Source organism: Halosimplex halophilum, assembly GCF_004698125.1.
Lineage (GTDB): Archaea > Halobacteriota > Halobacteria > Halobacteriales > Haloarculaceae > Halosimplex > Halosimplex halophilum.
On sequence record NZ_ML214298.1, the window covers coordinates 639,155 to 653,031 of the forward strand.

Annotated in this window: 13 protein-coding genes; 5 read left to right on the top strand and 8 right to left on the bottom strand. The window is 72.3% G+C overall.

Going from position 1 to position 13,877, the window contains the following annotated elements:
* Positions 1-36: 36 nt before the first annotated feature.
* A complete protein-coding gene (locus E3328_RS14205) occupies positions 37-1,521 on the bottom strand; it encodes a redoxin domain-containing protein (RefSeq protein ID WP_135365286.1) in 1,485 nt (494 codons plus the stop codon).
* A 122-nt stretch (positions 1,522-1,643) separates the two neighbouring features.
* On the opposite strand from E3328_RS14205, the gene E3328_RS14210 reads away from it, so the two are divergent.
* Entirely contained in the window at positions 1,644-2,159 is a 516-nt protein-coding gene (locus E3328_RS14210; RefSeq protein WP_135365287.1) for a DUF367 family protein, read from the top strand.
* 54 nt (positions 2,160-2,213) lie between these two features.
* On the opposite strand, the gene E3328_RS22065 is transcribed toward E3328_RS14210, so the two are convergent.
* Positions 2,214-3,161, bottom strand: a complete 948-nt coding sequence (locus tag E3328_RS22065) for a magnetosome magnetite crystal formation protein family (RefSeq protein ID WP_167837407.1) — start codon at positions 3,159-3,161, stop codon at positions 2,214-2,216.
* A gap of 263 nt (positions 3,162-3,424) precedes the next feature.
* Here E3328_RS22065 and E3328_RS14225 point away from each other — a divergent pair, with 263 nt between their 5' ends.
* Entirely contained in the window at positions 3,425-4,492 is a 1,068-nt protein-coding gene (locus tag E3328_RS14225) for a TrmB family transcriptional regulator (protein ID WP_167837408.1), read from the top strand.
* Positions 4,493-4,537: 45 nt separating this feature from the next.
* On the opposite strand, the gene E3328_RS14230 is transcribed toward E3328_RS14225, so the two are convergent.
* Positions 4,538-5,617: an enolase-like domain-containing protein gene (locus E3328_RS14230; RefSeq protein WP_135365290.1), complete on the bottom strand. Its 1,080-nt coding sequence runs from the start codon at positions 5,615-5,617 to the stop codon at positions 4,538-4,540.
* Positions 5,618-5,770: 153 nt separating this feature from the next.
* Here E3328_RS14230 and E3328_RS14235 point away from each other — a divergent pair, with 153 nt between their 5' ends.
* Positions 5,771-5,920 carry a 50S ribosomal protein L40e gene (locus E3328_RS14235; protein ID WP_135365291.1) on the top strand — a complete coding sequence of 50 codons (150 nt, stop codon included), beginning with the start codon at positions 5,771-5,773 and terminating at the stop codon, positions 5,918-5,920.
* Positions 5,921-6,020: 100 nt separating this feature from the next.
* Here E3328_RS14235 and E3328_RS14240 read toward each other — a convergent pair whose 3' ends face one another.
* A complete protein-coding gene (locus tag E3328_RS14240; protein ID WP_135365292.1) occupies positions 6,021-6,632 on the bottom strand; it encodes an MBL fold metallo-hydrolase in 612 nt (203 codons plus the stop codon).
* Positions 6,633-6,756: 124 nt separating this feature from the next.
* On the opposite strand from E3328_RS14240, the gene E3328_RS14245 reads away from it, so the two are divergent.
* The gene (locus E3328_RS14245; protein ID WP_135365293.1) at positions 6,757-7,611 is read left to right on the top strand and encodes an alpha/beta fold hydrolase; all 855 of its coding nucleotides are present in this window, start codon (positions 6,757-6,759) and stop codon (positions 7,609-7,611) included.
* A gap of 462 nt (positions 7,612-8,073) precedes the next feature.
* On the opposite strand, the gene yciH is transcribed toward E3328_RS14245, so the two are convergent.
* The 4 genes from yciH to E3328_RS14265 all read right to left on the bottom strand — a co-directional run bounded on the left by yciH (position 8,074) and on the right by E3328_RS14265 (position 12,874).
* A complete protein-coding gene (gene yciH / locus E3328_RS14250) occupies positions 8,074-8,367 on the bottom strand; it encodes a stress response translation initiation inhibitor YciH (RefSeq protein ID WP_135365294.1) in 294 nt (97 codons plus the stop codon).
* 252 nt (positions 8,368-8,619) lie between these two features.
* Positions 8,620-10,890, bottom strand: a complete 2,271-nt coding sequence (locus E3328_RS14255; RefSeq protein ID WP_135365295.1) for a transglutaminase TgpA family protein — start codon at positions 10,888-10,890, stop codon at positions 8,620-8,622.
* The gene (locus E3328_RS14260) at positions 10,887-11,906 is read right to left on the bottom strand and encodes a DUF58 domain-containing protein (RefSeq protein WP_135365296.1); all 1,020 of its coding nucleotides are present in this window, start codon (positions 11,904-11,906) and stop codon (positions 10,887-10,889) included. The genes E3328_RS14255 and E3328_RS14260 overlap by 4 nt, the downstream gene beginning before the upstream one ends.
* Entirely contained in the window at positions 11,906-12,874 is a 969-nt protein-coding gene (locus E3328_RS14265; RefSeq protein ID WP_135365297.1) for an AAA family ATPase, read from the bottom strand. Before E3328_RS14265 ends, E3328_RS14260 begins: the two co-directional genes overlap by 1 nt.
* Positions 12,875-13,208: 334 nt before the next feature.
* On the opposite strand from E3328_RS14265, the gene E3328_RS14270 reads away from it, so the two are divergent.
* Complete coding sequence (locus E3328_RS14270) at positions 13,209-13,868, top strand: helix-turn-helix domain-containing protein (RefSeq protein ID WP_135365298.1); 660 nt, start codon at positions 13,209-13,211, stop codon at positions 13,866-13,868.
* The last annotated feature ends 9 nt before the right edge of the window (positions 13,869-13,877 follow it).

Genomic DNA, 13,877 nt, shown 5'->3' on the forward strand with positions numbered 1-13,877 from the left:
GGCGGGGCCGCGACAAGAGGACGACGGTCCCGTCCGTCAGCGTCCGGGGATGTCCCAGTTCGCCCGTTCGTCCTCCTCCTCGTCCTCGCCGTCACCCTCGGTCGGGTCGGCCAGGTCGAGTTCCTCCATAGACGTTTCCCCGGCCTCGTTCGGCTCCCCGTCGTCTGTCTGCTCGTCGCCCGGTTCGGCTCCCGAGTCGGGTTCGGCCGGCGTCTCCCGGCCGCCAGTCGACCCCCCGCGGTAGACCGAGTCGGCGTCGGAGTCGCCCGCCCCCGACGGTCCGTCGGTCGACCCGTCCGACTCGCCGCTCGCGGCGTCGTCGGCCTGCTCGGCGGCCTCCACCGCGTCGAGGTCCATCTCCAGGTCGCCCTCGACGGTGTCGCCCTCGACACCCGACTCCTCGGCTCGGTCGTCCTCGCCGTCCGCGTCGGCCGCGTCGACGGCGTCGAGGTCCATCTCCAGGTCGCCCTCGACGGTGTCGGGCTCGTCGCTCCGCTCGTAGTCGTCGGCGTCGCCGGCCACCGCGGCGTCGAGGTCGGCGTCGTCGACGCCGAGTCCGGTGTCCACGTCGCCGGCGTCGTCGGCCCGCCAGTCGTACCCCTCGTCGTCGGGGTCGACGACGACGGAGTCGCCGAGCGCCACGCCGTCGGCGGTCAGCCGGAAGGCGCCGGATTCGGGCGGCTCCGGGAGGTCCGTCGCGGCGTCGAGCAGCCGCTGGGCGTCCTCGCGGTACTGCGCGCCCCGCTTGCCGCGGCCGCTCGCGAGCGCGTCGGCGGAGTCGGCCAGCCAGCTGGCCGCGTGGGCCAGCGTGTCGGCCTTCTCCTCCGCCCGGTCGACGACGGTCTCGAAGTCCGCCGTCTCGGCGAACCGCACCGCCGTATCGAAGTGGTCGGCCGCCGCGGTGAAGGCCGGCTCGGCGTCCTCGAACCCGCTCCGGGCGTCCATCCACTCGCGGTCCTCGTAGTCGGCCATCGCCGCCCGGAACGCCTCGCGGCCCTCGGCGTAGTGGTCGTGGCCCACCCGGTAGCGCTCCAGGGCGGTGTCGTCGCCGCCGATGTCGCCGACGGCCGCCTTGACCGGCGCCACGTCGAGCGGCGCTTCGAGGTCGTCGGCCGCCTGCGCGTACTGGACGGTCCCGCGGTGGTCGACGACGAAGACCGCCCGCCGGATGAGGCGCTCGCCGACCCCGTTTTCGGTCGCCACCCCGTAGGCCTCCGCGGCCTGCCCTTCCCGGTCGCTCAGCAGCGGGACGTGCAGCCCGTACCGGTCGGCGAACGCCTCGTGGCTGTAGGTGCTGTCCGGGGAGACGCCGAAGACGGACACGTCCTTCTGCATCGTGAACAGGTCGAGGTCGCCCAGGTCCGACTCCTGCATCGTACAGGCGGGGTTGAAATCCGCCGGGTAAAAGGCGAGGACGACGATCCCCTCCCCGAGGTAGTCGCCCAGGTCCACCCGCCGCCGCTCGCCGTCGACGTAGGCCGGCAGCTCGACCGCCGGCGCCGCCGCACCCTCCGAAAGCATTGGTACACACACTGAATTTATCGTATTTAGACCTTCCCAGCGTTTTCACGCGCTGTATACGCCGGATCGCGGTGAGCGGTCGGTCCGAGCGGCTTTTGTCGCCCCGGGGGATACCCGTTCCCGTGGAGCTACACGTCCGCTACGAGGGCGACGACGACCCCGAGAAGTGCTCGGCCCGCCGGCTCGCGACGTTCGACGAGGCGGAGCTCCACCGCTCGACGCGGGCGACGCCGCCGGGGGTCGTCCTCAACCCCTTCGCCGACCGGGCGCTCTCGCCCGCCGACCGCGAGGGGACGGGCAGTCGGCGGGACCGGCTCGTCGCGCTCGACTGCTCGTGGGAGACCGCCGAGCGCGAGGCGTTCGACCTGGAGGGGGTCCACCGCTCGCTGCCGTTCCTCGTCGCGGGCAACCCCGTCAACTACGGGACCGCCTTCCGGCTGAACACCGTCGAGGCGTTCGCCGGCGCCCTCTGCATCCTCGGCGAGCGCGAGCAGGCCGAACGGATCCTCGACCGGTTCTCCTGGGGCCACACGTTCCTCGAACTCAACGAGGAGCCGCTCCGGCGGTACGCCGACTGCGCCGACTCGACGGAAGTACTGGCCGTGCAGGACGACTACCTCGCCGACGAGGAGGCGTAGGTCGGCGCCGTCGCTCGGCGGCGTGGTGTCGAGAACCGACCGGCCCGGGAACCGCTAGTTCGAGGCGGCGAACGGGCCGATCACGGGCAGCGCGTAGCGCTCGCCCTGGTAGGCCTTGACGACCAGCAACAGCCAGGCGGCGAACGCGCCGAGCCCGACGACGGCATTCAGCGGCAGCGCCAGCAGCGCGAAGATCTCGCCGACGTACGGGATCGCCGTGAGGATCCCCATGATGATGCCGACGACGACCCAGGCGGCGATGGCGACCGCGCCGAAGCCGATGCTCTGGATCGAGTGGAAGCGCACGAAGTCGTCGTCGTCGCCCTCGATCAGTAGCATGACGATACCCGTCAGCGGCGCGAACAGGTAGGCGATCGCCGCCGCGACGTTCGGCTCCAGGTCCGTCCCGCCCGCGGCCGGGCCGGTGATCTCGTCGCTCGGCTGCGTGCCCGTCGAGCCGTCGGCGGACCGCCCGCCGCCCCGTCCGCTACTCTGCCCGCCGGTCTGTCCACTGGCCTGGCCACCACTCGGACCACTGGCCTGCCCGCCGGTCTGACCGGCCGACTGGCCACCCGTCGCTCCGGGCGACTGGCCGCCGGTCTGACCACCGCTCTGCCCGCCGGACGATTCCCCGTCCGTGGACTGGCTGGTGGACGATTGCCCGCCGGCGGACTGGCCGCCAGTCGATCGACCGCCGGTGGACTGGCCGCCCGTCGACTGCCCGCCAGTGGACTGCCCGCCAGTGGACTGGCCACCGGTGGACTGCTCGCCGGCCGACCCGTCGTCGGGGGAGGTCCCGTTCGCGGACTGACCGCCTGTCGACTGACCGCCTGTCGACTGACCGCCTGTCGACTGTCCGCCCGCGGACTGCCCGTCAGTCGACTGACCGCCCGTGGACTGGCCGCTCGTGGATTGCCCGTCGATCGACGCTCCCTCGGTCGATCCCTCGGCCTGCCCGTTCTCGCCGGACCCGGTCGCTCCGGTGGACTCGTCGTCCGTCATCGCCCCACCTCCGCGGCGTGCGGACCCCGTCGATACCCCGTTTCCCTCGGTTGGTGCTTCCCAACCATGTCAGCACGAGCGAATGCACCGCTTGTAATACTTTTCACTGATGGATGATATCTCTCGAAATGTATCGTCCGGAACGCATTCGCTCGGTTTCGACGGCGGCCGGGGAGTCGCGAGTCCGGTGGTCGCCAGACTGCGAGGGGACGGGCATGGACGACCAGGGCAACGCTTTACTCCGGCGGGGGGCACGGTCCGGCATGGAGACGGATCGACTCCGCGAGGCGCTGGAGCGCGCGGGGCTGACGGAGTACCAGGCGGCCGTGTACCTGGGGCTGCTCGACCAGGGGACGGCGCCGGTCGTCGACGTGGCCGAGCGGGCCGGCGTGCCCACCTCGCAGGTGTACGACGTGGTGCGGACCCTGGAGGACCGCGGGTTCGTCGAGACCGTCGAGGGCGACCGCCTGCACGCCCGCGCCGACGAGCCCGGCGACGTGCTCGACGAGCTGCGCTCGACGGGGGAGCTGCTGGCCGACGCCGCCGACGAGATCGAGGACCGCTGGGAGCGGCCGGACCCAAGCGAACACCGCGTCAGCGTCGTCAAGCGCCGGCGGACGGTCGTCGAGAACGCCCGCGCCGCCGTCGAGGACGCCGAGGTGTCCGTCGAGTTCGGCGGCACCGCCGCGCAGTTCGCCGACCTCCGCCCCGCCTTGGAGGCCGCCGCCGAGCGCGGCGTCGTCGTCCACGCCTCCGTCAACGGGCCCGTCGCCGACAGCGACGTCTCCGCCGAGCGCCTCGCCGACAGCCCCATCACCGAGGTTCGCCACTCCCACTCGCCCGGCTCCTTCCTCACGGTCGTCGACCGCCGGCAGGGCTTTCTCTCGCCGAACGTCCACACCGACGAGGAGTACGGCGTCCAGGTCGGCGACGACCTGCTGACCTTCCTGTTCCACTGGTCGTTTCTCACCTGCGGGTGGGTCCCCGCCGAGCGCCTCCACGTCGCCGACGGCGACGAGAGCGCCTACATCAGCATCGAGGAGTTCGTCCGCCACGCCGCCGTCTGCTGGCAGGAGGGCGCCGCGGTCACCGCCCGCGTCCGCGGCCGCGACACCGACACCGGCGACCCCGTCGCGGTGCGCGGCGAACTGGTGGACGTGCGCCTCGGCCCCGACGACGAGGCCGTCGCCGACCCCACCTACGACCGCCTCGGCGGGACGGTCGCCATCGTCCTCGACACCGACGAGGGCGAGGTCGCGGTCGGCGGCTGGGGCGCCGTCGCCGAGGACGTGGAGGCCGAGGTCGTCCGCGTCGAGCGTATCTCGGAGTAACCGGCGTCGCGCCCCGAGAGCGGTCGCTCCGGCGACTTCCCGTTCTCAGTCCCGCTGCCACCGCAGCCCGACCGGGTCGGCGGGCGGATCCAGCGGGCTCGCGGGCACGTCCGCGTGCGGTTCGGGGCTGTGGTAGGCGCTGGGCGCGATGTCGTTCGGCGAGTCCGGGTAGAACGCCGACGCGACCGCGTGGAGGTGTTCGCGGCCGACGCCGAGCTCGTACTGGCCGCCGCCGTACAGCGTGATGTCCCGTTCCAGACAGTACTCGACCGTCTCCAGCAGGTCGGCGACGGTCCCGAACCGCGAGGGCTTGATATTGAGCCACTCCGGCTCGACGGGGAGGGCCTCGACGCTCGCCACGTCGACGATCGGGTAGTCCCAGGAGAGGCGGTCGGCCACCTCGTTCAGGATCTCGCGGGTCTCGTCGGTGAACTTCGCGTCCTCCAGGACGGCCTCGGGGAACGCCTCGGCGACCCGCCGGTAGCGCTCGGGGTCGGCGTCGGTGTCCACGTCGGTCCCCTCGTAGTAGCTCTTCAGGTCGAGGATCCGCACGCGGTCGGTCGCCGCCAGGTCGTCCATCAGCTCGGGCGTCCACTCGGCGGTCGGGTCGAGTTTGAACTCCATGTCGGGGTCGATGTCGAGCCACTCGCGGATCCGGTCGGCCGAGGGGCTCCCGTCGGTGTCGAGCCGCGTCGAGACGACGAACCGGACGGGGTCGTACTCCCGGCCGAGCGCCGCGGCGAAGGTGGTGTCCGCCTGCCGCAGCGCCAGGTCGAGGGCCGCGCTCTCGACGGCCCACCGGCGGTAGTGGCGCGAGACCTCCCGCTCGGGCGGCTCGGGGAACAGGTCCGCGCCGTTCAGACTCGTCGAGAACTCGTCGAAGGTGTACTCGCCGCCGAAGTCCCAGTCGAGGTCGCCCGCGTCGTGTGCGTCGCGGAGGTGGTCGTGGTCCTCGGTGTCGTAGGCCACGTCCTCGCCGCGCCCGACCGCGCCGTCGGGCCCGTGCAGTTCGACCACGGTCGTCACGCGCGTAAACCCGGCGGAGGTGTCCATCTCGTGGCGGCCCAGCTCGAATCCCTCGACCCTCAGCGGCAGGTCCGCGATCCGGTCGTACAGGTCGCTCATACCGCGGCTTCGGACGGGAGCCGGTTAACGCTGGTTCAACCGGCAGGGGGCGTCGCGGACCCGGCCGGCGGGGTCGGAGTCTGGGCCGGGCGCCTCGGCCCGCGTCCGGCCCGGAGAGGCAACGCTTAAACGCGGTGACGAGGTAGGGCGGGTATGCCCAAGTTCGAACCCGCGGAACGGCGCGAGCTCGAAAAGCAGATCTGCATGCGCTGCAACGCCCGCAACTCCGTCGAGGCCCAGTCCTGCCGGAAGTGCGGCTACAAGAAGCTCCGCCGCAAGAGCAAAGAGCGCCGCAACGCCTGAATCGGTCTCTCCTTCGCTCTCCGCTCTCTCGTCGCCGCAGCGACGCGACCGCTTCGGGTGGCGTCGCCACCGTCGGTTCGAATCGGTTCTCCGCGCGCCGTCACTCGTCGGGGTACTTCGGTTCGCGCCGTTGGGCGCGTTCGAGCGCCCGCTCGACGACGCTTCGCACGTCGCCCTCGAAGACGCCGCCGTGGCCGCTGTACATGTGTTCGACGCCGTCGGGCAGCCGCGCCAGGAGGTCCTCGATGGACTCGATGAGCCGCTCGCGCGACTGGCCGGCCATGTCGGTGCGGCCGAAGCTCCCGTCGTCGAAGGCGCCGTCGTCGTGGACGACCACGTCGCCCGAGAACAGGGAGTTCTCCGAAATCAGCGAAACGTGGTCGTCGGCGTGGCCCGGCGTGTACACCACCTCGCAGGTCTCGTCGCCGACGGGCACGGTGTCGCCGTCCGCGAGTTCGTCGGTGCGCCGCGGGTGGTCGGCGTAGGCGAACAGGTCGGCGCCGAAGGCGTCGAGCACGGCGTCCAGTTGCGAGACGTGGTCGCCGTGCTGGTGGGTGAGCACCACCCGGTCCAGTTCGTCGGTGTGCTCGGCGATGGCGTCGGTGACGCCGGGCATCGCGCCCGCGTCGACCAGCGTCGGCGACTCGCCGAGCGCGAGGTAGGCGTTGCTCGTGAACGTCTCTGCGTCGGCGGTGACGTTGACGACTTCCATGCCCGGGGTGTCGGCTCCCGTCCGCTTCAGTGTGGTGACCGGCTGCCCCCCGCCCCCGCCGCGGGCTACCGACCCGCACGCCGGAGCGATACCCGTTTGTGTACAGAGCCGTACTGACAGACACATGACGGAGCCGTCGACGATCGAGTTGCCGGACGGCCGGACGCTCTCCTACGCCGAGTACGGCGACCCTGAGGGGACGCCCGTCTTCGCCTTCCACGGCGTCATCGGGTCACGGCTGATGTGGTCGCTGTGCGACGAGGCCGCTCGCGAGCGGGGGGTCCGCCTGGTCGCGCCGGACCGCCCGGGGTTCGGCGCCTCGGCGTTCCAGCGCAACCGGCGCCTGCTCGACTGGCCGACCGACGTGTGCGCGCTGGCCGACTCGCTGGGCGTCGACCGCTTCGGCGTCGTCGGCTTCTCCGGCGGCGGGCCCCACGCGATGGCCTGCGCCCACGCCGCCCCCGACCGGGTCCGCGGCGTCGCGCTCGTGAGCACGGTCACGCCCCCCGAGACGCGGGACCGCGCGGACCCGTTCAACGAGGCGGTGCTGTCGGCGACGCGGTTCGTGCCGGGGTTCTCCCAGGCGGCGTTCGCCTCCTCGGCGTGGCTGGCCGAGAACGCCTGGCCGCAGTTCCGCACCGCGCTGAAGGCCGGTTCGCCCCCCGAGGACCGGGCGGTCTTCGACGGCCCGGCGGGCGAGACGCTGTTCGCCGACGGCGCCGAGGCGTTCCGCAACGGCGCCCGCGGCCCGGCCCACGACCTGCCGCTCGTCGGCAACGACTGGGGGTTCGACGTCCGGGACTGCCGGGTCCCGGTCGACCTCTGGCACGGCCGCGCGGACGCGACCGTCGGTCCGGACCTGGCGCGGGCGTTCGGCGACCTGCTCCCCGAGGCCGACCTCTACCTCGGCGACGGCGCCCACTACTCGACGTACGTCGACAACCGCGGCGCCCTCCTCGACGCGGCCGCCGCGCGCTGACCGACGGACTGCCTCGCGGAGTGGCGTTCAGTGCGAGCGGTGGCTGCCGCGGCCGCGGTGAGCGGTACGGTCGGCGTGCGCTGTCGCGCGCGTTCATGCGCGCGATGGAACCGCGCGAGGTCTTCGTGAACTGTGTGAACGAAGGCTCGTCGGAGCTTGCTCCGACGGTGGATTCGCGACTCGCGTGTCGCGAATCGGCTGGGGAGGCTCGTGGCCGTCTGCGGTGCGGTCGCGGTGCCGTGCTGTGCGGTCCCTGGCGTCCGCGCGAACGTGTGAGCGCGCCGAGGGCTTTCAGCACTTGCTGTCGGCTGCGGTCGAGATGACTGCTAGCGAGCGCGCCGAGGCGTTCACCGTCGACTACGCTCGCCGCTCGCGGACGGACCAGCGGCTCGGCGGCAGAAACGGCGGATTCGGAGGGGCCAAAACGGGCTACCCGTGGTGCTCACGGGGCCACGAGGGCGGTCAGGCGACGTTGAAGCCCTTGTCTCGAAGGAAGTCCTCGACGCGTCCAGTGTGGTTGCCCTGGAGTTCGATGGCGCCGTCCTCGACGGTCCCCCCGCAGGCGAACTTCGACTTGAGGTCCGACGAGAGGCTGTCCATGTCGACGTCCTTCGGGTCGAATCCCTCGATGATCGTTACCTCCTTCCCGTATCGGCGCTCGTCGATGCGGACGCTGATCTCCTGGGAGTCCTTGGCGACGTCCTCGCAGACGCAGAGCTCCTGGGGCAGCCCACACGTGGAGCAGACCTCAGACATGCTGACCCGTGCGCTCGGTTCCGGTGGTTGACGGGCTGTGACTGAGGTCGTGCGGCGTACTCGCCTTGTTCAGCGAGCAGACTTCCGACATTACGCATCCGCCTACGAAATCGACCTATTAAACACTGTCGGGACTTCCCACGGTCGCCGCCCCGGCGGCCGGTCCGGCGGGCGCCGCGTCGTCGCGGAAACCCCGGACGCCGCGCCGGACGATCAGGCGCCGCGCCGGAACTCGGGCGCCGCGCCGGACGCTCAGGCGCCGCGCCAGCCGACCATCTCGTCGACGATGTCGACCGCCCGGTCGGCCTCCTCGCGGGTGACCCGGCCGGCGTACTTCGCGCGCTCGCGGATGGCCGCGACCTGCGCGGCCCGCTCGTCGGCGCCGACGGCGGCGAGGTACTGCCGCGGCGTCTCCTCGGGGCGGCGCGGGCGGTGGCGCTCGGCGAGGACGTACTCCAGGCGCTCGAAGGCCCGCTCGGCGTCGGTCTCGGGGTCGCTCGTCGGCTGGTAGCGCAGCCACACCGCCCGGTAGGCCCGGCCGGTGACGCCCGTCCGCCGGAGCGCGACGACCGCGCCGACCAGGACGATGACCGACAGCGCCGCCTCCGCGCGGGTGGGCGGCCGACCGCCGAACGGTCCGGCCGCCCCGTCGTCGCCGTCCCCGGCGTCGTCGGCCTGACCGCCGCCGCCGGGGGGATTGGTCGGCGGGGACGTGATGGTCGGACCCGAGACGTTCACGTTCCCGGAGGGACCGCCGCCGGGGCGAGTGATCCGGTCGGGGACGGTGACCTCGCCGGGGGCCTCCTGGGCGGGTTGCTCGGCGCGGGGCGTCAGCGGCGCGGGCGTGTCCGTCGGGGTCGGCGTCCACTCGCCGTCACCGGTCTCGTTCGTGTCCACGTCGGTCCGGTTGTTCTCGCGGGCCGCCGCGAGTTCGCCCTGTTCGGCGCTCACCCGGGGGCCGGTCGGCGTCGGGTCGAAGCGCACCCAGCCCACCTCGGGGAAGAACACCTCGACCCACGCGTGGGCGTTGTAGCCGCGGACGACCCACTCGTCCTCGGCGACGCGCTCGCCGGGCGTGTAGCCGACGGCCATCCGCGCCGGGATGTCCTGGCTCCGCAGCATCGTCACCATCGTCGTCGCGAAGTACGTGCAGTAGCCGGCGTCCATCTCGAAGAGGAACTCGTCGGCGACGTTGCCGCGGGGCCGGTCCACGTCCAGCGAGTAGTTCTTGTTGTTCTCCAGCCACCGCTCGACGACGCGGGCGGTCGCGTAGGGGTTGTCCGCGCGGGCGGTGATCCGGGCGGTGCGCTCGCCGACGCGGTCGGGCGTGCTCGACGGCAGCCGCGTGTACCGCTCGGCGACCGCCGAGGGGTAGTCCGTCCCGGCCGACCGCAGGTCGCGGGCGCTCGCGACGGGGACGCGGCTGGTGACGCTGTAGCGCTCCCCGCGCTCCAGCGTGCCGTCCAGCGCCAGCCCGTCGAGGTCGGTCACGCGCGTCCGGTCGGCGACGCTGCCGTCGACCTCCACGGGCTTCCAGACCGCCGGCAGGACCCCGATCTCGTCGATGGCGGTGACGGTCTGGCGGACCGTCCGGCTCTGGCCGGCCGGCCCCTGCAGGCGCCCGCTGTAGGAGTGGCTGCTCCCGGTGCGGACCCAGCCGTCGCCGGTGTAGCGGTCGTAGCTGCCGATCCGCCAGTAGGACTCGGCGTCGCTCTCGACGCGGAACCGCACCTCCGGCGACAGCGAGAGGTTGCCGGCGACCCCCAGCTGGCTGTCGGCCCGCACGAGGTTCGCCTCGACGGTACCGCCGGCGCCGGGACCGCCGGTCTGGAAGCTCGACCACGTGTCGGCGGTCCGCGAGGGGCCGGCCGGGACGACCGGCGCGACCGCCGAGAGGACGATCAGCGCCGCCAGCAGGACCGCCAGCGGCTCGGCCGCCTTCAGGGAGTCCCCCCGGCGGTCCATGTCGCCGACGGCGACGGCGACGATCCCGCCGACGACGCCCAGCAGCGTCGTCACGTTCGCGGCGTCGCCGGTCAACACGAGAAATCCGAGCGTCGCCCCGCCGGCGACGACGCTCCCGACGTAGCGGCGCCGCATGGCGAGATACCACGTCAGGAACAGGGGACCGGGCGAGACGCCGAGCACCCACAGGTCGACGTTGGTCACCTGCAGCAGCGACCGCCCGGTCATCAGCGCGATGGCGTCGGTGACCAGCGGGACCAGCGGCGGCTGGCGCGGCAGGCTGAAGATGTACAGCGTCAGCCCGCCGGCCAGCAGGCCGACGGCGACGACCGCCGCCCAGCGCAGCCGCAGCGACCGCGACAGCGCCGTCGCCGCTCCCAGCGCCAGCGCCGACAGGACGAGAAAGCCCGTCGGGTCGCCCGTCACGTCGATGAAGCGGTAGAAGACGGAGCCGTAGGCCGCGACCAGCAGCCCCACCCCGCCGAGCGCGACCGCTCTGACGGGGTCGACCTCGTCGAAGTCGAACGCGGCGTCGGCCGCGCGCGTCCCGACGCTCACGACTCGACCCCCCGCGTGGTCAGCGGGTTCTCGCGACTGACCGTGATCTCCTCGAAGTCGCGCTCGTCGGCGCCGAAGGTGATCGAGACGCCGTCGCCGGTGGCCCGGACCACCACGTCGGCGTCGGCGAGGACGTCGTCGTCGAGCACGTACGACTGGAACGGCGAGGTGAAGTCGGTGTCCGTCTCCGCGAGCGCGGCCAGCAGCCGCTGGCGGTGGCCCTCGCCGCGGCCCAGCCGGACGTGGGCGTCGGGCAGCCGCAGCTCGACGGCCAGCCCCGCGTCCAGCGCCATGACGGCCACGCTGGCGGCGGCGGCCGCCATCTCGTCGACACTCCCCGCCTGCCCCGTCGCCGCGATCGTGAGGTCGTCGTCCTCGACGCGGTTGTCGGCGAACTGCGTCACGTAGATCTCGTCGGGGGACTTGGCGGTGGACTTCCAGTGGACGTCCCGCAGCGGGTCGCCCGGCGCGTACTCGCGGACGGAGTCGAACTCCTGGCGCTCGATCTCGGAGCGTTCGAGGACGTGTTGCAGGACGACCTCCCGCCCGGCGACCTGGTAGACCGGCGGGTAGACGAGCACGCGCGTCTCCGCCCCCGACCGGGTGGTCCGCTCGACCAGCCCCAGCATGTCGCGGACGCGGATCTCCAGCGGACCGAGCCTGTGGCGGCCCCGCTCGACGCAGGTCAGCGTGTAGGTGAGCGTCGTCGGCAGCGACGCCTCGGCGCTGGCGCCCTCGGCGGTCAGCCCGTCGGGGACGGTCTCCTCGATCTCGGCGACGCCGCCGCCGTCGACCGCGACGCTCACCTCGCGGGTGTCGCCGGGGAAGGCGGCTGGGACGTGGTCGCGGTCGACCGTCGGCGCCGGCGTGCGCCACAGCTGGACCGTCGAGGCGACCAGCGCGAGGACGGCGGGCGCGGCGATAGCGTTGAGCGCGCGGGCGCCGTAGGTGAGCGCCAGCACCTCCGCGAGGACGACCACCCCCAGGACGCCGTAGCCTCTGCGTGTCAGCTGCATCACTCGACGCGGACTGATTCGAGCGCGTTCTCGACGACGGCCCGCGGCGTCGTCTCGTCCGTACTCGTCCGGATGCGGTGCGGGAAGACGACCTCGGCCTCCGTCTGCACGTCGTCGGGGATGACGTAGTCCCGGCCCGCCAGGATCGCCCGGCCCTGCGCGGCGCGCAGGACCGCCAGCCCGCCGCGGGGACTGACCCCGAGTTCGGCGTGGCGGCGGGTGAACTGCGACAGCCGCGTCACGTACGCGCGGACGCTCTCCTCGACGGTGACGTTCGCGGCCGTCTCGCGGGCCCGGCGCAGGTCGTCCAGCGTCGCCACCGACCCCAGCTCCTCGATGGGGTGGTGGCCGACCATCCGGTCCAGCATCTCCGTCTCCTCGTCGCGGCCGGGGTAGCCCAGCTGCAGCTTCTTCATGAACCGGTCGAGCTCGGCCATCGGCAGCTCGTAGGTGCGGTCGCGCTCGACGGTGTTCTGGGTCGCGATGACGGTGAAGGGGTGGGGCAGGCTGTGGGTCTCCCCGTCGACGGTGACCTGGTCTTCCTCCATGGCCTCCAGCAGCGCCGACTGGGTCTTCGGCGGCGCGCGGTTGATCTCGTCGCCGAGGACGACGTTGGCGAAGACGGGACCGGGGCGGAACTCGAAGGTCTCGGTCTCCTGGTTGTAGACGTTGACGCCGGTCACGTCCGAGGGGAGCAGGTCGGGCGTGAACTGGACCCGCTTGAACGAGCCGTCGAACGACCGCGAGACCGCGCGGGCGAGCATCGTCTTGCCGACGCCGGGCACGTCCTCCAGCAGGATGTGCCCGCGGCCGAGCAGGGCGGTGAGGATGTGCTCGACCTCGTTGTGGTGGCCGACGATCACCTGTTCGACGTTGTCGACGACCCGCGAGACCACCGCCTGCGCGTCGTCTACGTCTTCGACCGTGCTCTCCTGGCGACCGGAGACTGGGGTGTCTGTGTCTGTCATTGGTGGCTACGGCTCCGACCCGCCGCGGCGCGGTCCGCGGCGCCGACGGCGACCGGTGGCGTGGGACGCTCTCCCACGGGCGGCGTGGGACGAACTCCCACAGGGCGTTCGGTATCGTGCCTTATGGCCGGAGACAGGTAACTTTGCTGGCCGTCTCCCCGGGGCGACGGCCCGCGGCACGCGGAGCGCGCCTGCCGAGCCCCACACGAGGTCGAGCGGGACACCGACCGCACCGGGACGACCGCTCGCCGCCGTCGCTCCCCGGCTGGGCGCCCCCGCTTCGGCCCAGTCGCCAGGCATCACCCCTTTCCCGCGGAGGGACCATACTCGAGTGATGGCCACCGAGGCGACGTTCACGGTCCCGTCCGACCAGTTCCCCCTGGGTAGCGTGTTCGCGGAGCTGCCGGGAGTCACGGTCGAACTCGAGCGGATCATCCCGTCCCGGGACGTCGTCGTCCCCTACTTCTGGGTCCGGGGGACCGACGTCGACGACATCGAAGGCGCGTTCCGCGACCACCCCGGCGTGGCGGACATCCGCCAGGTCGACGCCGTCGCGGACCAGCGGCTCCTGCGCGTCGAGTGGGCGACCGAATACGACGGCGTGCTGAGCGCGCTGGTCGAGACGAGCGTCCCGCTCATCGAGGCCGTCGGCACCAGCGAACAGTGGACGTTCGACGTTCGCGGCGACGACCGCCGGGATATCGCGGCGTTTCAGGACCGCTGCAGGGAACTGGACGTGCCGATCACGCTCACCGGGTTGCACGCGCTCACTCCCATCGATTCCGACGTCGAGACCGCGCTCACCGACAAACAACGGGAGGTACTGGTCCTCGCGTACGAGCGGGGGTACTTCGACACGCCGCGGGCGGTAACCATGGAAGACCTCGGCGACGAACTCGGGGTCACACAGCAGGCGGTCGCGTCCCGTCTCCGCCGCGGGATCGAGGCGATACTCGGAACGACGCTCGATGGGAGACAGCCGCCCGATCCCTGATAAAGGCGT